The following is an 18,861-nucleotide window of genomic DNA, read 5'->3' on the forward strand; positions in this document are numbered from 1 at the left end:
TTACTGCCTTAATGTGCCATAGTCATGTGACATTGATTCCCGCTACATTGCTCAAAGAATCAGACAGTTAGTATTTGGTGTCGCTCTCAGCCAGCTCCACCAAATAATGATCCGGATACGTCCGGTGAAGTACAGAAAGCCCGCACAGCACAAGCTCTGCGGGCTTTTTTACATCTATTGCCGCCTGGTGAGGATTGCTGAGAGCCTCACGGGCATTGACGTCAAATGACGCAATGGGTGACAGGGCAAAACGCCAAAAGTCTCACCAATAACTCCCGAAAGAATTGGAATACGAGAGTCAAAGAAAATAGAACACTCACTGAGAGTCCTGCCTGGCTGGGGCAAAGCTCGCAGTCAGACTGTCGAGCATAAAGATAAGCAGTTGCCCGTGAGACGCCAGGATGTTGGGCTACGGTATCCATAGATTTGCAAAAAATCAGCAGACCTTCTTTGCGAAGCTTTAATGATCAATTCTTTTCTGTCAGCTGCTTTAAGCGTCCTGGCCGTAGTGGCACGAGCAGCGGCGAAACTATCTATGCGCTGTCGAATGGTCTCTGTTCCTCCAGGAGCAATATTTTCTCACGCAATTTTTTATTACCGTAGGCGTTATTCAGCGTAGTCCGAAGACGTGATCCTGCTCACCCAGTCAAACATAACTTGCATATGATTGCCATTGGATGTCCTCACACCAACCTGACACGCATTTACACCTGTCGTTTTGCCAGTCAAAACCTGTCCATACTTCATATAGATTTTGATACCGACTCCCTGTTTATAGCACTTATTGCAAATCGAAAAATAATCCCTTCTTGATGGAGTATATTGCTGAAGATTAAATTCGTCAGCCGGCACCAGTGAAAGATTAAAAGCGTCATTACCTGATAATTCTTCAAGAATTGCCAGAGACTCTAATTTAACTTCAATGCGCTTATTTCCTTTAGGTTTATCCGAAGCCAGAATCAAATTTTCCCTCGGATTAAACTTCGCAATGTAGCCTGTGATTATTCGGGCATTATTACTCACCAATCGAACAGGGATATCATTAAAACGTAGAAATTGAACTCGACGAGCAAGCATAGAATAATCCCGCGGCCATATTTCAGCCTCTCGCCCGTAGGAAATATCATTTACAGCCATACATTCCATAAATATATATTCATCTATGCTAAATGAAAAAGCCCCGAATTCACGGGGCTGAATAAAACGAAATAAATTAACGTAACAGAGACAGCACGTTCTGCGGGACCTGGTTAGCCTGCGCCAGAACGGAAGTACCGGCCTGCTGCAGAATCTGCGCGCGAGACATGTTGGAAACTTCGGTCGCGTAGTCGGAATCTTCGATACGGCTACGCGCTTCAGACAGGTTGTTTACGGTATTGCCCAGGTTGGTGATAGCGGAGTTGAAACGGTTTTGTACCGCACCCAGATCAGAGCGCAGCGCATCCACCTGCGCCAGCGCGGCATCAATTTTCTGCAGCGGGTTTTCGGTGGTTTTAGCGGCTGCTTCCGCCAGCTCTGGTTGTGCTTTGAAATCATGACCAGCGGCTTTGCTGGCATTGTAGGTTTTACCGTCGATAGTAACGACTTCGGTTTTACCGTCTACGCCACCCAGTTGGTTAGCTGCTGTTTTGGTAGTGCCGTCAGCAGCAGTATAACTTGTGGTTTTAGCTTTAATTGCTCCTGTCGCTTCATCGTAATCTGCGGCGTAATACTTATCGCCAGCTTTAAGCGCATAACCGCCTTCAATTGTCTTACCATTTTTATCGGTATAAGACATTTTGACCAACTCAGCGCCATTAGCATCGGTAGCGTCAACGCCGCCAGCAATTAAGGCATTTTTAGCATCTGCTGAAACAACTGCCGGTGTATCTTTTAACTCCTGTACTTCTGTTTTAGTTGTCGCACCAGCAGGCATTGTGGTTTTAGTTGCGCCAGCCGCAAGGGTTACTGTACCGTCAGTAGCAACGTTAACTTCATAATCGCCATTTTTGGCGGCATCAGCACCAGTAAAGCCACCAATAGTAACAAAGTACTTGTTATTATCTGCGTCAAATTTAACCGCACTACCGGTTACAGCAGCCGTACCAGTCGTACCACCTATAGCCGCTTTGATAGCTGTATCATCAAGACCCGATACATCCAGTGTAGTACCATTATTGGCATAAGCTTTCGTTGTTACTGCTGTATCTTTCACATCATACGCTTTCTGCACGTTCAGTGAGTCCAGACCCAGGGTCTGAGAGTTGATCTGCTTCAGATCGATATCGATAGTTTCACCGTCGTTGGCACCAACCTGGATGGTCAGGGTGTTGTCCTGCGCCAGGACTTTCACGCCGTTGAACTGAGTCTGACCGGATACACGGTCGATTTCGTTCAGACGCTGGGTGATTTCAGCCTGGATAGAGTCGAGGTCAGACTGTGAGTTAGTGCTGTTAGCAGACTGAACCGCCAGTTCACGCACACGCTGCAGGTTGTTGTTGATTTCGTTCAGCGCGCCTTCAGTGGTCTGCGCAATAGAAATACCGTCGTTAGCGTTACGGGAAGCCTGAGTCAGACCTTTGATGTTCGCGGTAAAACGGTTAGCAATCGCCTGACCTGCCGCATCGTCTTTCGCGCTGTTGATACGCAGACCGGAAGACAGACGCTCGATAGCGGTGCCCAGTGCGGACTGGGATTTGTTCAGGTTATTCTGGGTCAGCAGCGACAGACTGTTAGTGTTGATTACTTGTGCCATAAAATTTTCCTTTTGGAAGGTTTTTGATAACCAATGTTATGCCAGGCTTACCTGTGTCATCCAGGTTATCGACACTTGAGGCATAAACTTTACTATTTTTTCTGTCCGTAATTGCTTACATCTAACATTTTGATTAAAAAGCCTTTCCAGGTGAATACTGTGTCTGGTAGTGTTTTGAGCGATGTCGTCTATAGCTGGATGTAACATAGGCCTTATCGTGAGCGCGTTACACTATATATGTTAATACGTTGAATTTTTTCTCTTTTTAATTAGATGCTGTCTTTTTTGTATACCCTTTCGGTTTATTTATGCCACACGCCTGTATTACAAAAATGTTATATCCATCCTGTTGTAATTTTTATTTTAATTCATTCGTTTTTTTATGCGGCTTGCCGGAAAATATCTGTATAAGGTAGATACGCCAATACCAAAAATAATAGCTAGTTGCTGCCGAGGATGGCCTTTCTCTAATAGCCGACTAATCTGTTCCTGTTCATGTTTGTTGATCGCCCGAGGGCGCCCTCCCAGTCGTCCTTGCGCTCTGGCGGCAGCCAGTCCGGCAAGGGTTCGCTCGACAATTAATTCTCGCTCCATCTCGGCCAGTGCTGACATTACATGAAAAAAGAATCGCCCCATCGCGCTACTGGTATCAATACTATCGGTTAAAGAATGGAAGTGAGCTCCACGTTCATGTAATTCTGATATTAACGCCACCAGGTTTTTCACGCTGCGGCCCAGTCTGTCTAATTTCCAGACGACAAGAGTATCGCCTTTATTTACATACTTTAACGCCCGTTTCAGGCCGGGGCGGTTTGCAATCTTGCCACTGATACGGTCCTCAAAAATGCGGTCACAATTTGCACAAGTAAGCGCATTACGCTGTAAATCGATATTTTGGTCAATTGTTGACACCCGAATATACCCAATAGTAGCCATGATTTTCTCCTTTACATCAGATAAGGAAGAATTTTAGTCGCTTTTCTCATGGAGGATTGCTTTATCAAAAACCTTGGTTTTCAAGAACCAATAAATCGTGTGGCTGATGCGCTATAAAAATCGCAGAGCGGTGACGATATTCCGCATAAGGAGCTGTTCGTTCGCAACATTCGAACGGTGACGTTAAAGCCGGTTTCATTGGCTAATGAAGACGAAGGGGACAAAATTCCTACAGAGTTGATACCACAGAGATAGTCCAGGCTCGCAGGTGATACGGGATTTAACGCCGGAAAGTCTGCACAGAACACGATCTGCCGCCGGACACCATTAAATTGCCCCGCAACGTGTTATCAATACTACTCCCTACGTTTCCCGTTACCTTGCTGTCGGTACGTTTACCTCATTGTCTGAAAGGTTATTTGCGAAGTTATCATTAATAATCCACGGGCGTCTGGTATGCGAATCCAGTTCCCCAATCCTGGCGCTTTGCCTGTGCGACCATACGCGCGTAAATAAGCCTGAAACCAAACTTCACCGCTTAACGCTCTCATCTTTCCCGATTTTTACGCAAAAAATCATCACATGATCAAGTGTCGTATTAGTTATTGCATTTTACAAATGATATTGGTAATTATTATCATTCTCATTAACGACTTGTTCGATTTATGACGTGGAGAGAGAGGATTTCTCATGCGTATTCTGTTTGTCGGTCCACCACTGTATGGACTGCTATACCCTGTGCTGTCTCTGGCGCAAGCGTTTCGTGTTAATGGCCATGAAGTGCTGATTGCAAGCGGTGGAAAATTTGCACAGAAAGCAGCCGAAGCTGGGTTGGTGGTATTTGACGCTGCGCCTGGTTTCGATTCGGAAGCGGGTTATCGCCGTCAGGAGGCATTACGAAAAGAAAATAACATTGGAACAAAAATGGGGAACTTCTCATTCTTCAGCGAAGAGATGACTGACCCGCTGGTCGCGTTCGCCGGGCAGTGGCGACCAGATCTCATCGTCTACCCTCCCCTTGGGGTCGTTGGACCACTGATTGCCGCTAAGTATGACATTCCGGTAGTGATGCAAACCGTCGGCTTCGGTCATACGCCCTGGCACATCAAAGGCGTGACGAAATCACTTTCTAACGCCTACCGCCGCCATGGGGTCAGCGCGCCACCAAGAGATCTGGCGTGGATAGACGTCACACCGCCCAGCATGAGCATACTGCAAAATGACGGAGAGCCGGTTATCTCCATGCAATACGTCCCGTATAACGGCGGCGCCGTCTGGGAAGAATGGTGGGAACGTACACCTGATCGCAAGCGTCTTCTGGTCAGCCTCGGCACTGTCAAACCGATGGTGGATGGCCTGGATCTGATTTCCTGGGTAATGGATTCTGCCGGCGAAGTAGATGCCGAAATCATCCTGCATCTTCCGGCAAACGCCCGCTCGGATTTACGTTCACTGCCGCCGAATGTCCGTCTGGTCGACTGGCTTCCGATGGGCGTTTTCCTTAACGGCGCCGACGGTTTTATCCACCATGGCGGCGCAGGCAACACCCTGACGGCGCTGCATGCCGGCATTCCGCAGATAGTCTTTGGCCAGGGTGCCGACAGACCCGTCAATGCCCGCGCCGTGGTCGAGCGCGGATGCGGCATTATTCCCGGTAAGAGCGGGCTTACGAGCAGCATGATTAATACCTTCCTCGGTAATCGCGCGCTTCGCGAGGCGTCGCAGGAGGTCGCGGCGGAAATGGCGGCCCAGCCTTGCCCGACCGAGGTGGCAAAAAAACTGATCGCCATGCTGCAACACGGCTAACCGCGGCAGCGCAATGACAATATGGCGGCTGAACCCAGCGTGTGTCGCCATATCTCATCTTTCACCGATAAGGAGGCTTAATGCCCGCGACTCATTCCCCCATGCCCGCTCGTGCCTGGATAGTTCGCCTTGCCCGCGTGTGTTGGGAACGTAAAACACTGAGCATCATTGTCATCGTAGCATCAGTATCGACCATTTTACTGGCTGCGCTGACGCCGCTAATAACGCGTCAGGCCGTCAATGACGCGATAGCAGGCGATACGACCCACCTGCCGTTACTTGCCTGCGGCCTGCTGTTAATTGCCCTTTTTGATTTTATCGGGAATTACGTGCGCCGCGGCTATGCCGGGGAACTCTCGTTGTGGGTTCAGCATACGTTACGTAGCCGTGCGTTCGACAGTATTCAAAAACTGGACGGCGCAGGCCAGGACGCCTTACGTACCGGGCAGGTCATTTCGCGTACCAACAGCGATCTTCAACAGGTACACACCTTGCTACAAATGTGCCCGGTGCCGATGGCGGTACTCACTTACTATGTGGCCGGTATCGCGGTGATGCTATGGATGTCGCCATCCATGACGCTTATCGTGATTTGCGTACTGGCCGCCCTTGCCATTACCGCCCTGCGCGCCCGTCGCCGTGTTTTCGCGCAAACGGGGCTTGCCTCAGACCGGCTGGCGCACATGACGGAACATATGCGCGAAGTATTGGAACAGATCTCAGTGGTGAAGTCCTGCGTGGCGGAGTTACGCGAAACGCGTTGGCTCGATGGTCAGTCGCGGCAGATGGTGCGGGTACGCATCGGCGCCGCTATCTCGCAGGCGATGCCGGGCGCAACCATGCTGGCACTACCAGTGATAGGGCAAATCGTCCTGCTGTGCTATGGCGGCTGGTCGGTAATGAATGGGCGCATCGATCTGGGAACCTTCGTTGCGTTCGCGAGTTTTCTCGCTATGCTGACCGGCCCTACCCGCGTACTGGCATCGTTTTTGGTTATCGCACAGCGCACACAGGCGTCGGTAGAGCGCGTCTTCGCGCTTATCGACACGCGTTCTCGCATGGAAGACGGTACTGAGTCGGTTGAGGGTCAGATTATCGGGCTGGACGTGGAGAAGATGAGTTTCCACTACGACAACGGTAACCGTATCCTCAATGAGATCTCGTTTTCCATTCACGCCGGTGAAACCGTGGCGGTGGTTGGCGCATCCGGCTCCGGGAAATCAACATTGCTGATGTTGCTGGCGCGCTTTTACGATCCCACCTCCGGCGGAGTATGGCTCAACACCACTACGGGTCAACAGAATATTCGCGACCTGAAACTGACGGCGCTTCGTCGTCGCGTTGGCGTAGTTTTTGAAGACGCGTTTCTGTTTGCCGGTACGGTGGCGGAAAACATCGCCTATGGGCACCCGCAAGCGACTCAGGACGACATTCGACGCGCCGCCGATGCCGCAGGCGCCAGCGGGTTCATCAATGCGCTACCGCAGGGGTTCAACACCCGACTGACCGAACGCGGAAGCAACCTCTCCGGCGGCCAACGCCAGCGTATTGCGCTAGCCCGGGCACTGATTACCGCGCCGGAACTGCTGATTCTCGATGACACCACCTCGGCGGTCGATGCCGGTACTGAAGCGGAAATTAACACGGCTCTTGGTCGTTATGCCGATAATGAGCATATGCTGCTGGTGATTGCACGCCGCCGTTCAACACTGCAGTTAGCCGATCGGATCGTCGTGCTGGATAAAGGCCGCGTCGTGGATATCGGTACCCAGGCGGAGCTGGATGCAAGGTGTCCGACGTTTCGCTCGCTGATGAGCGGCGAGGGGGATTTTCTCGCCCTTGCCCCGGCAGAACAACGTACGCTATGGCCAACAACGCAGGCGGTAAAATCCGACGACGCGCATGAGCGCCAGACACCCGCCGGAAAAGGTTTTGTCGACCGGATGACGCGCGTTCCAGAACGCGCCGTACAGATGGCGCTGGCAGGCCACGGGCGTCAAGTCTCATCGCTGCTGACGCCAGTAGCCTGGATGTTCGTCATCGCCGCCCTGCTTATCGCGCTTGATTCCGCCGCAGGCGTTGGCGTGCTGGTGCTTTTGCAGCGCGGTATTGACTCAGGCGTTGCCGCAGGGGATATGTCGACTATTGGCATATGCGCTCTGCTCGCGCTGTGTCTGGTGGCGATTGGTTGGTGCTGCTATGCGCTGCAAACGATCTTCGCCGCCCGCGCGGCAGAGTCGGTACAGCATACGGTACGCTTACGCAGCTTTAGCCACCTGCTACGCCTGAGTCTTCCCTGGCACGAGAAGCACATCGACTCGCGTCTTACTCGCATGACCGTCGATGTTGATTCACTCGCCCGATTTCTGCAAAACGGTCTTGCCAGCGCGGCCACCAGCATCGTGACAATGGTCGCTATCGCCGCGGCAATGTTCTGGCTTGACCCCATTCTTGCGTTAACGGCATTAAGCGCCGTGCCTGTAGTGATGCTGGCGACGTGGATTTACCGCCGTTTGAGCTCGCCTGCCTACGCTCAGGCACGGCTGGAAATTGGTAAGGTGAACAGTACGCTTCAGGAAAAGGTCTCCGGTATGCGGGTAGTACAGTCACACGGCCAACAGAAGCAGGAAGCCGCCAGGCTACGGGCGTTATCAGATAACTTCCGCGCCACCCGCGTGCGGGCGCAAAAATACCTTGCCGTTTATTTTCCGTTCCTGACCTTCTGCACCGAGGCCGCCTATGCCGCCGTGCTTTTAATCGGGGCGACCCGGGTCGCCGGAGGCGAAATGACGCCCGGGATACTGGCGGCGTTCTTCCTGCTACTGGGACAATTTTATGGCCCGGTACAGCAGTTGTCAGGCATTGTTGATTCCTGGCAGCAGGCGACCGCCAGCGGCAAACATATCAATGCGCTATTGGCGACTGAGGACACGGAGAATATTGAACCGTCCTCCATAACGCCTGGCACTGGCGGCGCGCTACGTCTGGAGGCATTGACATTCCGCTATCCCGAAAAAACGCAACCTGTGCTTGATAAGCTCTCGCTCACCATTCCGCCAGGAACTGTAGTCGCGGTGGTCGGACGTAGCGGCGCTGGCAAATCGACGTTGATCAAGCTGCTGGCCGGACTCTACTCTCCCGGTAGCGGGCAAATCCGTGTCGGTGAGCGCCTAATTGATGCAGCGTCGCTTAGTGATTATCGTCGCCAGACGGGGCTGGTCACTCAGGATGTCGCATTATTTAGCGGCGATATTGCCGAAAATATCCGCTATCCGCGGCCAAACAGCAGCGACACGGAGGTGGAGAGCGCGGCGCGACGGGCGGGACTCTTTGAAACTGTGCAACATCTGCCGCTGGGGTTCCGTACTCCGGTCAATAACGGCGGCACAGATCTGTCCGCGGGCCAGCGTCAGTTGATTGCCCTCGCCCGCGCCCACCTGGCGCAGGCGCATATTCTGCTGCTCGACGAGGCGACAGCGCGTATCGACCGTAGCGCCGAGGAGCGCTTAATGACCTCGCTTACCAGGGTGACGCATACCGAGAAACGCATCGCGCTTATCGTCGCGCACCGGCTGACCACCGCTCGCCGTTGCGATGTTATTGTCGTAATCGATAAAGGATGTATCGCTGAATATGGCAGCCATGAGCAGTTGATAGCGACTCATGGCCTGTATGCTCGTCTGTGGCGGGACAGCATCGGCCAGACACGCGATACGCAAGGAGAGGTCATAGGATAGTTTTTATCGCCACGATTTACGCAAAAGAAAGCCCGCAAGCGGCTGTTCCTGTAACAGCCGCTTTAGCTATTAGTACTGACCGAAATATAAATGAGATGGAATACAAAGAATGAGACTGAGCCCGCCCGTCGCTCCTGTCGCTATACAGACCGCTACGCGCCTTCGCCGCCAACTCGCCGCCGGAAGCCAGGTTGACGCTTCTCACTTCTGGCGAGAAGCAAACTCGCTCGCACTGCCGCTGGTGACAGCCATTAACGGCGCAGACGATGAACGGGAAGTCACCTTCCTGTGGCGTGCCGCCTCTCCTCTGCGGGGGGTTTATGTTCGCCTGAACCGTGTCACCGATAAAGATAACGTGGCGAAAGGTATGATGACGCAACTGCCCACAACGGATATCTGGCATCTGACGCTTCGCTTACCGGCGTCCTACTGCGGTTCCTATACGATGGTCGAAATACCACCGGAAACCCCGGACGAGACGGTGTTGCAGCTTGGAAGCCGTTTCGCCTCCCTTGTCGGGAAGGCGGACCCGCTGAACAGCACGCCGGGAATAAATGTTCGGGGCAATGCGCAGGAATCCGTTCTGGCGCTGGATCATGCCCCGGCACAGGAGGAGTGGTCAGGCTGTCGCGCTTACGCCGGGCAGCTTTTCACCTCAGAGCATCGGCTCGCCGGACAATGTCGCCGTGTGCGGCTGTATCTTCCTGACGTTCCTGTCGTACAACCGCTGGGCTTGCTGGTACTCACGGATGGCGAGATCTGGTTCGACCATCTTGGGGTAAGCGCCGCCATTGACGCCGCCATCCGCAGCGGACGCATCGCGCCGGTGGCCGTACTCGGCATTGATAACATCAACGCGCGTGAACGCGTCGCAATCCTCGGCGGTCGCCGCGAGCTGGTGCTCGACATTGCCGAACGCCTGCTGCCAACTCTTCGCGCCAACTACCCGGAACGGCGGTGGGCGGACCGTACACAAACGGTGCTGGCTGGGCAAAGCCTCGGCGGCGTGACCGCGCTGATGGCGGCCCGCCACGCGCCAGAGAGCTTCGGCCTGGTGCTGAGCCACTCCCCCTCAATGTGGTGGACGCCGGACAACCGCAATCGCCCGCCCCATTTCAGCGCAGAAGAGCGCTCATGGGTCAGCGAACATGTGTTATCCGCGCCCTCGCCAGCCGTACGTACGCATCTGTGCGTGGGATCGCTGGAAGGTTCGACGGTCCCGCAGGTCAAACAGTTGCATGAAAAATTGCGCGCCGCCGGCGTTGAAAGCCATTGCAACGTGTACACCGGCGGTCACGATTATGCCTGGTGGCGCGGCGCGCTGATTGACGGATTACGTCTACTGCCCCGATAAAACTTCACCTACCAAAAAGGAATCATATCCGATGTATGGTCGCCAGTACCACAACAAGCGCTATCGCATGGCGCTATTTTTAGTGAGTTTTTGTTTTAGCGCGCTGAGTTATGCGCAGCCGGATATGCAGCCATTAGGGCCGAATATCGCTGATAAAGGTTCGGGATATTACCATTTTAGGGTCAATGACTTTCAATCTGCCGATGGCGCAAGACATTACCGGGTATGGACCGCTATCCCCAATAAAGCCGCCCCGCCGTCGGGTTATCCTGTCTTATATATGCTGGACGGCAACGCAGTGATGGACAGACTGCCGGAGGCGCTGCTCAAACAACTGGCAGACCACTCGCCGCCGGTGATTGTGGCGATTGGCTATCAGACTAACCTGCCGTTTGATCTTAACGGCAGAGCTTATGACTATACGCCGGCGCCGGGAATCGATCGCGATGGCAGTGAAAATAACCCGCGTTTTCATCGTAAAACCGGCGGCGGGCCAGCGTTCCGCCAGCTACTGGAGAGGCATATCGCGCCGCAGGTGGAACAAGGAATAACCATCAACCCCGAACGGCGCGGGGTATGGGGACATTCTTATGGCGGCCTGTTCGTTTTGGACTCCTGGCTGTCGTCATCCTTCTTTCATATCTATTACAGCGCCAGCCCGTCACTCAGCAGGGATAACTTTGCCCTGTTGAATCGCCTTACGGCAGTGAAGCCGTCGCCGTCCTGCCATAAAAAACTCATCATAATGGAAGGTTCAGCGTCGAATGGGGATAACAGGCAACGCCAGATGGCCGAGCTCCTGCAAAAAGTTCAGGAGACCGTGAGAACGCTTGAGAACAACGGCGTTAACGCGGCCCTGCAGCATTACCCGGGCATGGGCCACGGGCCCATGTTTAACGCCTCTTTTCGTAGTGCATTGCTGGATATCAGTCGCGAACCGGCAAGCCAAGAACCACGCTGCCATTAACCCGTCGCCAGAATATGCCCGCCAGCGGCGGGCATAACCCATCAAAACGAGGCCGTCACACCGGCATAATAAGCCCGACCCGGTTCGTTATAGGTATTTGCCCCTTCGGCGGAGCGATAGATCTGTTTATCGAAGATATTGCTGATACCGACATTAAGACGCAGGTTCTTATTGATATCGTAGTTAACGTTAGCGCCGACCAGTGAGTAAGCCCCCAGCGCTTTCCCGGACAATCCTTTGGTCTCTTCACTACGCGACTCCGCATGTGTTCGCGGTTTTTGCTTGCCGTATAACGTCCAGTTGACGTTAGCGGAGAGCGCGCTGGTGATAGTCCAGTCGAGGAAGGTATTCACCGTATATTTCGGGATTATCGATAAGGGATTACCGGTATCTTTTTGCTCAGAAGTGATCATATAAGTCGCATTGGTATTCCAGTTCAGACGGTCCGGCATCAGCGGAACAGCCATGCTGGCTTCAATACCTTCAATCAGCGCTTTACCGCCGTTCTGCCACTGCAATACATAAGCACCAGATGCGCTTCTGCCAATAATCTGATCACCTGCGACAATCTTATTCTGATAATCGTTACGGAAATACATTACGCTTGCGTGGTAATCGTCTACGGTAAATTCCAGCCCAATCTCTTTATTGATACTAATTTCAGGATCGAGGTTCTTATTACCAACCAGGTAACAGCCGCCCGACGTAATATCTTTTGGACAACCGTTGCCTTTCGAATAGAGTAAATACCCCTCACTGGTTTGATACAAGTTCGGTGCCTTAAAGGCCCGGGCAATACCGGCTTTCACCTTGACGTATTCACCTAACTCCTGGGAAAGGTTAAGACTGGGACTAAAATTACTCCCGGATTCGCTCAAATAGTCAAAACGCAGACCCGGAATAATATTGGTACCGGCCATAGGTTCGATATTATCTTCAACGTACAGCGCACTGATTTCCGATTTATTTTTGCTGCTACGGTTAGCCGCCGAACCGGGAATCCCGGCGATATTGCTATCCTTAACCGTCAGACTGGTAGAGGAAGGATCGTTCAGCTCATCGCGGTTCCACTCCGCGCCGACGGTGAGCGTTTGCTCAAATAGCCATATCACCGGGACATTCACCTCGCCGCTGGTGCGATACGAGGTCAGGCGGTTAGTGGTGAACGTCTGGTCGTTGGTAATACGCCCCTCGCCGCCGCCGGAGAGCCCCTCATTCATGCGGGTGTTATCGGTTTTTTCATAGTAGAACCCCAGGCGGCTTTGCCCCCAGTCCCAGATGCCGTTATGAGTTAGACCGTAATTCTGCCGGTACAGGCGATTGGTCTCCCGCCCGGACTGCGCCAGACTTTTGGTAACCGCGTTTGAAGTACTGTTTTGCGTATCGCCAGCATAAATATTCCCCTGCCGACTATATCCCGCTTCAAAATCAAGGATTTGCTGCGGGGTCATTCTCCATGAGAAGACGCTATTAATATCTTTATTGGTGACCCCCTCCCGTCCGGCGGCATTTTTGGTACCGGCGGAGGAGTTAATATCCCAGCTATCGGCATCGGTTCTGTTGAGATTACCGTACAGGCGCATCGTCAACGTATCTCCAGCCAACGGGCCGCTAAGGCTAAAGTTACCCCGCCGGGTGTCACCTTCTTTGCTGCTTTCCGGCTGGTTGGTATAGAGCGACAGCGAGCCGTGCCAGTCATTAGTGGGGCGTTTGGTGATGATATTCACCACCCCGCCTGCGGCACCGGAGCCATAGCGCGCGGCGGCGGGCCCACGGATCACTTCAATACGTTCTACCATCTCCGGCGGCACCCAGTTCGTATCGCCACGTGTGTCGCGTTCTCCGCGCCAGCTATAGCGAACCGAATTTCGCGACGTCACCGGCACGCCGTCAATCAGCACTAAGGTATTTTCCGGCCCCATACCACGAATATCAATTTGTCGGTTATTTCCGCGCGTCCCCGAGGCGCTATTGCCGGTAAGATTAACCCCAGGCATCTTACGAATAATATCGGCAAGATCGTTAACGGGAGGATTCTTCTGAATATCGTCACGAGTAATAATCGAAACGCCCGGCTGTTGCTTTAATACTTGCTCGGCAGTGGATTCAACCACCATCGTTTCGCCGTTGTCGTCTGTAGATTCTGCTGCTGATAATGGACTATTAACCCCTGTAGAAACCACGGTTATTAACCAGAGGAACTTATTAACTTTCATACCCATTCCCTAAATAATGTCTAAAGTAGCGCTGTTGCCCTCAAGCTCACATCCTTGCCAGGTTACGGCTATATAGTAATTATTATCATATACTAATGATAATAATTATCATTCAATTAAGAAAAAGACAATCTTTCGACCGCAAAAATCTGGTAATAAGAAAACGGAAACGGGATTTTGCAATATGACTCTCTGTCCGGGCTCCACTTTGCCAGTAAATCCGGGAGGGGTGGCAGAATGCGCCTACTGAACGGAGGTTTTACAAAACAGGAATAGAGAAATAAAACTATTTTTCAAAGCGTTAATGACAAGAAACAACCAGGAAAAATGGTATAGCGCGGTTCAAAGTCCACCGACGCTTCCCTGTCGACGGCGAACCGTTCTTACAGTTTGCCAGAGGCTTTCCGTCAGGGTAATGGCGGGATCGGATACGATTGTAGTCATTCGATATATGACAATGAAAGTGATGTTGGCTCCAAAATACAAAGCGCCTGATAATATTTATCAGGCGCTTTGCAGACAGAAAACCATCAAACATCGGTTTCTCGTTCCCCAGGATCTACCGGGAAAAATGGCAACCCACAGTTAGTGGATTTTACTGTCGGGTCTTGCCAGGGATGTTGTGTTACCCCCAGGTCTTTTAAAAGACGTCGTGCCATCACTAATTCAAGGGCTGACATTTTTTGCTTTGATTCACCCCCTTTAGGTGGACGAATATCCTCCTGACTAGTACATGTAACACAATAACCTTTTAACTCTATCCACTTAGGCGCAGGGGGGGTCTTAGGATCGGGAGGCGTCGAGCTGACAACGCACGAACAGGCACTTATACATCCAGGCATAACGTTTTCCTTTACAAACAATTCGCTTTAGTTGGAAGTTCTACCTGAGAAAATAGGAATGGTTATTCAGATATTTTTACCGTCGCATACTCCTGTAATAATAAAAGATACTGTAAATAATTTACTCTCAGCTACTATTCAGTAGCAGATTGTTATTCTTACATTGCTTTTATTTCAGATTTACGTCAAAAAGGGCTAAATATTTTCACTATAAAATTCGTTAAAGAGTGTTTGTGTACTTGTAGACATTGTGGCGTCTTCGGTACGCAAATGGGTTAGTGTACAATCTTTAAAACAGGTATTGTTTAAATTAGCCTCAGCCAAATCAGCCCCGTCCAGGTTCGTAGAAATGAAACTCGCCTTTCGCAGATTTGCCCGGGTTAAGACAGCGTCTTCCATAATTGCAGCCATTATAGTAGCACCCTGTAATGTCGCACCGCTCATATCAGCACGTATAAGGGTTGCGCCTGAAAGATTAGTGTGATCCATATTTGCACCGGAGCAATTACATTCTATCATGCTACAGCCTAACAGACTCGCGTGTTGTAAATTGGCGCCAGTAAGATTAGCGTGATCGAGGGTAGCGCCACACATAATGCTATCTTCCAGACAGGCGTTCTTGAAATTACTGTCGCCTAGTGATGTTCCCGATAGATTTGCGCCCTTAAAATTTGCACCTTCACAATCCGCCATAAACAGCACTGCCCCCTCTAAATTTGCGCCGCTTAAGTCTGCGTCACATAAATTTTCTGCCGTCAGATTTGCTCCGGTAAGGACAGCGCCTTTAAGATTCATGCCTCCCTGGGCAGTTAATATTACAGAATCCTGAGGGAGAGAAAATTCGCATCTGAATAGTAAAGCTCGACATATTTTTTCAAAAGAGACAAGCGGAATTTCTCTTGTCTCAGAATGGTCGCCTTTACTGACTCGTACAATAACTTGTCCAGCTTCGTTATTCTCACCAGGAAGATTAAATTCGACACGACACCCATCCATATCATCCAGGATGATGTTTTCTGGCAACGGAGCACCTCTGTCAGGCATTGTACTTTTCAATGTCTCAGCCATAGTCTCTATCAATTCCTGATATTGTGTTTCATTTCTCCGACGTATCCCACCACAGGTAAAAAAGTTAATGATATATTCCAGAATGGTTTTGGGCGAGGTAGCTTGCCGCATAGCAGCAGAAGTCCCCGCGCCAAAAGCAGATGTAGCCATACCAGCCAGACTATCGAGTGAACGCTGCATATATTTTCTCCCAGAGAGAGCAACACAGTACATGATAAAATTTATTATATAGATTTGCATTTAGAAATAAGGTGAATACCCCCTTTACGTCTGGTTACATAATAACGTATCACGACGCGTTGCTGTCTGGCTTACACAATAGCAGCCAAATAAATATATTGGCTTATACTCGTCATACTTCAAGTTGCATGTGCTGCGGCTGCGTTCCCTCACCCCAGTCACTTACTTTAGTAAGCTCCTGGGGATTCGCTCGCTTGTCGCCTTCCTGCAACTCAAATTATTTAGAGTATATAACATTATTTAAAATAATAAACACGGCATTCGTTTTAATACTACGTTCAGGACTCATCCCACTCATTAGCAGAAAACCTATTAAAAAGCGTGTTCAGGCGTTTTATTGCCGCCATTGATAAACTGTTTAACAACGTCGTCTGTACAGGCCTTCTTCGTTGCCTTTACGTTTAACTCAATCAGGCTATCGTCTCGGTTATAAGTCTATCGAGTAGTAGGGACGTAGTATGACGATGCAGCAAAGTGATATGGAAAGATATAATCCATTATTAATGTTAAAAGAAGTCATGGCGCAGACGCCTTATCGCCATAAACGCTGGGGAGAGCGTAAGTTTCGCTATAAATTTGTATTACGTTGCCTTATTAACCCCGTAACGACAATTAAATACTTCAATGAATTATGCCATCTGTCTCAGCCCAGAACGCTGATCATTCATCGTCCACTGTTGCCGGCAAAAATCCAGCGGCCCTATTTGTATACCGGACTTAGCATACGTTGCCGGGCAAGGGCTATTCTGGAACACTACCAGTTCGTTCAGTCCTTTCCGGAAAGTAAAATTAAAAAGATCCTCCTGTCCGAGGAACAAATCTTACTCGCTCACCTGGAAGGAAAAAACGGTGCTCTGGTAGATATCTACTGCGGTCCCTGTGGCTATGACAGAGAAGGTGAACTGACATTAACGCTGTGCTTCAATGATACGCCGTTGGCACGTTTATCATTTTCCTTTATCCGCCATGAAGGGAAGCAAATAGCGCTGGTTGCCGGGTTACAAGGGCCCAGTAAACATATCGGCCCACAAGTCATACGTAACGCCACCAAAGATTGTTACGGTCTCTTTCCTAAACGGATGCTGTATGAAGCATTTGCGACATTGATGCAGGCCTGTAATGTCGACGAGATTTATGCGGTCAGTGAAAACAACCATGTTTATCGTCAACTCCGGTACTTATTCCAGAAGAAAAAAACTTTTGTGGCCAGCTATAGTGAATTCTGGGAGTCGCTAAACGGCGTTAAGAAAGGTGCCTTATATCATCTGCCATCACAGGTGATGCGTAAAGCGCCTGAAAGTATCCCCAGCAAAAAACGCGCAGAGTATCGGAAACGCTATCATATTCTGGATACAATAATACAAGAGGTCAACAGCCTCTCCCGGTAGAACTATTTCATACGCGGATGTGCAGATCCTGCTACCGTTCAGCGGATCTTTTGAAATCTGTATCGCTACTGGATGGTTAAATACAGAATGGCTTGCGAGTGAATAGCGCGGCATTTAACCGTCGCTTTCACTCATGCTATGATCAACATCTTAATCTTATTCCCTTCACCATAACGCCATCGATTAGCATGTTAACCATTAAATACAAGCTAAACATTTGTCACATTTTTATTTGGTTAAGCAAAAAAATAATACAAAATAGAATTTTCAGTAAACCAAGTCAGGAGTTTTGGTGAAAATACAAGAAGTTAAGCGTATATTAACCCGCTGGCAGCCGTCTTCCTTTACCCTATACCGGGAGGTGTTTACGCAATACGGCGGTAGTATCAATATGCACCCAGATATTGTTGATTATTTTATGAAGCGCCATAACTGGCATTTTAAATTCTTCCACTATAAAGAAGATGATAAGATTAAAGGCGCCTACTTTATCTGTAATGATCAGAATATTGGCATCCTGACGCGCAGAACCTTCCCGCTATCGTCAGATGAGATACTTATTCCAATGGCACCAGATTTACGCTGCTTCTTACCCGATCGTACTAACCGACTTTCGGCGTTACACCAGCCACAAATACGCAATGCCATATGGAAACTCACCAGAAAAAAACAAAATTGTCTGGTCAAAGAAGCGTTCTCTTCTAAGTTTGAAAAAACACGCCGTAATGAATATCAGCGATTTCTTAAAAAAGGCGGAAGTGTAAAAAGCGTTGCTGATTGTTCTTCTGATGAACTGACTCATATTTTTATCGAGTTATTTCGGTCTCGTTTCGGCAATACTTCATCCTGCTATCCCGCTGATAACCTTGCCAACTTTTTTAGTCAACTGCATCACCTTCTGTTTGGGCATATTCTTTATATTGAAGGGATACCCTGTGCATTTGATATTGTACTGAAATCTGAAAGCCAGATGAACGTCTACTTTGACGTATCTAATGGTGCAATTAAAAATGAGTGCAGGCCACTCAGTCCCGGCAGCATACTAATGTGGCTAAATATTAGCCGTGCCAGACATTACTGCCAGGAAAGACAAAAAAAATTGCTTTTTTCCATCGGCATACTAAAGCCTGAATGGGAATATAAGCGCATGTGGTCGACCCCCTATTTTACCGGAAAATCGATTTGCTAAAAAGAAAGCCTGGACGTAAATATGTTTTTTACGTCCAGATTTTTCATAAATCCTGATGAACTGATAAAAAACGAAATTTAATCAGAATTTAAAAAATAAGTTAACAACCATATAATCATAATGACAATTACTCGAAATTCACTTACACTATACTCGGTTTTATGGAATTGATTAACACGGTATGTTACAGATAACGTGCTAAAAAGCGTGCAGCGGTTATACATTTTCATATGTGTGTGTCATTAACCTAGCGTCAGGAACAGATGATGATGACAACTACCCTTTTATCTCTTCTGGCCTGGCATACCGTCAGTAGATTAAAGGAGTAGCCTTGCTTTATGGCATTACAAAAATGCGGGTGGGGTCTATGCTCAATGTATACGT

General features: G+C 49.9%; 12 protein-coding genes and 1 pseudogene. 6 read left to right on the plus strand and 7 right to left on the minus strand.

Translation table 11 applies throughout. From position 1 onward, the window contains the following. Window positions 1-356 precede the first annotated feature (356 nt). The 4 genes and pseudogenes from ACLJRU_RS11125 to hin form a co-directional block, all read right to left on the minus strand. Window positions 357-579 (minus strand): annotated as a pseudogene (locus ACLJRU_RS11125) (helix-turn-helix domain-containing protein); the annotation flags it as partial. A 27-nt stretch (window positions 580-606) separates the two neighbouring features. Beyond that, entirely contained in the window at window positions 607-1,146 is a 540-nt protein-coding gene (gene fljA / locus ACLJRU_RS11130) for a phase 1 flagellin gene repressor FljA (RefSeq protein WP_000389000.1), read from the minus strand. A 67-nt stretch (window positions 1,147-1,213) separates the two neighbouring features. Beyond that, window positions 1,214-2,734, minus strand: a complete 1,521-nt coding sequence (locus ACLJRU_RS11135; protein WP_000079795.1) for a FliC/FljB family flagellin — start codon at window positions 2,732-2,734, stop codon at window positions 1,214-1,216. A gap of 363 nt (window positions 2,735-3,097) precedes the next feature. Beyond that, the gene (hin, locus tag ACLJRU_RS11140; RefSeq protein WP_000190907.1) at window positions 3,098-3,670 is read right to left on the minus strand and encodes a flagellar phase variation DNA invertase Hin; all 573 of its coding nucleotides are present in this window, start codon (window positions 3,668-3,670) and stop codon (window positions 3,098-3,100) included. A 690-nt stretch (window positions 3,671-4,360) separates the two neighbouring features. Here hin and iroB point away from each other — a divergent pair. The 4 genes from iroB (at window position 4,361) to ACLJRU_RS11160 (ending at window position 11,534) form a co-directional block, all read left to right on the plus strand. Next, window positions 4,361-5,476 (plus strand): salmochelin biosynthesis C-glycosyltransferase IroB, encoded by a 1,116-nt coding sequence (iroB, locus tag ACLJRU_RS11145; RefSeq protein ID WP_001221110.1) that lies wholly within the window; start codon window positions 4,361-4,363, stop codon window positions 5,474-5,476. A gap of 80 nt (window positions 5,477-5,556) precedes the next feature. Further along, entirely contained in the window at window positions 5,557-9,213 is a 3,657-nt protein-coding gene (iroC, locus tag ACLJRU_RS11150; protein WP_001540731.1) for a salmochelin/enterobactin export ABC transporter IroC, read from the plus strand. Window positions 9,214-9,322: 109 nt separating this feature from the next. Next, the gene (locus tag ACLJRU_RS11155) at window positions 9,323-10,567 is read left to right on the plus strand and encodes an esterase family protein (protein WP_001540732.1); all 1,245 of its coding nucleotides are present in this window, start codon (window positions 9,323-9,325) and stop codon (window positions 10,565-10,567) included. Between the two features lie 31 nt (window positions 10,568-10,598). Beyond that, a complete protein-coding gene (locus ACLJRU_RS11160; RefSeq protein WP_001540733.1) occupies window positions 10,599-11,534 on the plus strand; it encodes an alpha/beta hydrolase in 936 nt (311 codons plus the stop codon). Between the two features lie 41 nt (window positions 11,535-11,575). Here the strand turns inward: ACLJRU_RS11160 and ACLJRU_RS11165 are convergent, their stop codons facing one another. From ACLJRU_RS11165 to pipB2, 3 genes are all read right to left on the minus strand, one after another. After that, a complete protein-coding gene (locus ACLJRU_RS11165) occupies window positions 11,576-13,750 on the minus strand; it encodes a TonB-dependent siderophore receptor (RefSeq protein WP_023235183.1) in 2,175 nt (724 codons plus the stop codon). Window positions 13,751-14,280: 530 nt separating this feature from the next. Further along, window positions 14,281-14,613 carry a hypothetical protein gene (locus tag ACLJRU_RS11170; RefSeq protein WP_077905905.1) on the minus strand — a complete coding sequence of 111 codons (333 nt, stop codon included), beginning with the start codon at window positions 14,611-14,613 and terminating at the stop codon, window positions 14,281-14,283. Between the two features lie 174 nt (window positions 14,614-14,787). Further along, window positions 14,788-15,840, minus strand: a complete 1,053-nt coding sequence (pipB2, locus tag ACLJRU_RS11175) for an SPI-2 type III secretion system effector PipB2 (protein ID WP_001540738.1) — start codon at window positions 15,838-15,840, stop codon at window positions 14,788-14,790. Window positions 15,841-16,358: 518 nt separating this feature from the next. Between pipB2 and ACLJRU_RS11180 the strand changes: the two genes are divergently transcribed. Then, window positions 16,359-17,288, plus strand: coding sequence for a VirK family antimicrobial peptide resistance protein (locus ACLJRU_RS11180; RefSeq protein ID WP_000178742.1), 930 nt, complete (start codon window positions 16,359-16,361; stop codon window positions 17,286-17,288). A gap of 292 nt (window positions 17,289-17,580) precedes the next feature. Beyond that, a complete protein-coding gene (locus ACLJRU_RS11185; protein ID WP_000701514.1) occupies window positions 17,581-18,477 on the plus strand; it encodes an antimicrobial resistance protein Mig-14 in 897 nt (298 codons plus the stop codon). Window positions 18,478-18,861: the final 384 nt, after the last annotated feature.

The sequence above is a fragment of the Salmonella sp. SAL00653 genome (genome assembly GCF_046552515.1).
In the GTDB taxonomy this organism is placed as follows: domain Bacteria; phylum Pseudomonadota; class Gammaproteobacteria; order Enterobacterales; family Enterobacteriaceae; genus Salmonella; species Salmonella enterica.

Coding starts and splice junctions, on each gene's coding strand:
- hin (WP_000190907.1), bottom strand. CDS start 3,670: ATGGCTACTATTGGGTATATTCGGGTGTCAACAATTGACCAAAATATC.
- fljA (WP_000389000.1), bottom strand. CDS start 1,146: ATGGAATGTATGGCTGTAAATGATATTTCCTACGGGCGAGAGGCTGAA.
- pipB2 (WP_001540738.1), bottom strand. CDS start 15,840: ATGCAGCGTTCACTCGATAGTCTGGCTGGTATGGCTACATCTGCTTTT.
- iroC (WP_001540731.1), top strand. CDS start 5,557: ATGCCCGCGACTCATTCCCCCATGCCCGCTCGTGCCTGGATAGTTCGC.
- ACLJRU_RS11155 (WP_001540732.1), top strand. CDS start 9,323: ATGAGACTGAGCCCGCCCGTCGCTCCTGTCGCTATACAGACCGCTACG.
- ACLJRU_RS11165 (WP_023235183.1), bottom strand. CDS start 13,750: ATGAAAGTTAATAAGTTCCTCTGGTTAATAACCGTGGTTTCTACAGGG.
- ACLJRU_RS11135 (WP_000079795.1), bottom strand. CDS start 2,734: ATGGCACAAGTAATCAACACTAACAGTCTGTCGCTGCTGACCCAGAAT.
- ACLJRU_RS11180 (WP_000178742.1), top strand. CDS start 16,359: ATGACGATGCAGCAAAGTGATATGGAAAGATATAATCCATTATTAATG.
- iroB (WP_001221110.1), top strand. CDS start 4,361: ATGCGTATTCTGTTTGTCGGTCCACCACTGTATGGACTGCTATACCCT.
- ACLJRU_RS11160 (WP_001540733.1), top strand. CDS start 10,599: ATGTATGGTCGCCAGTACCACAACAAGCGCTATCGCATGGCGCTATTT.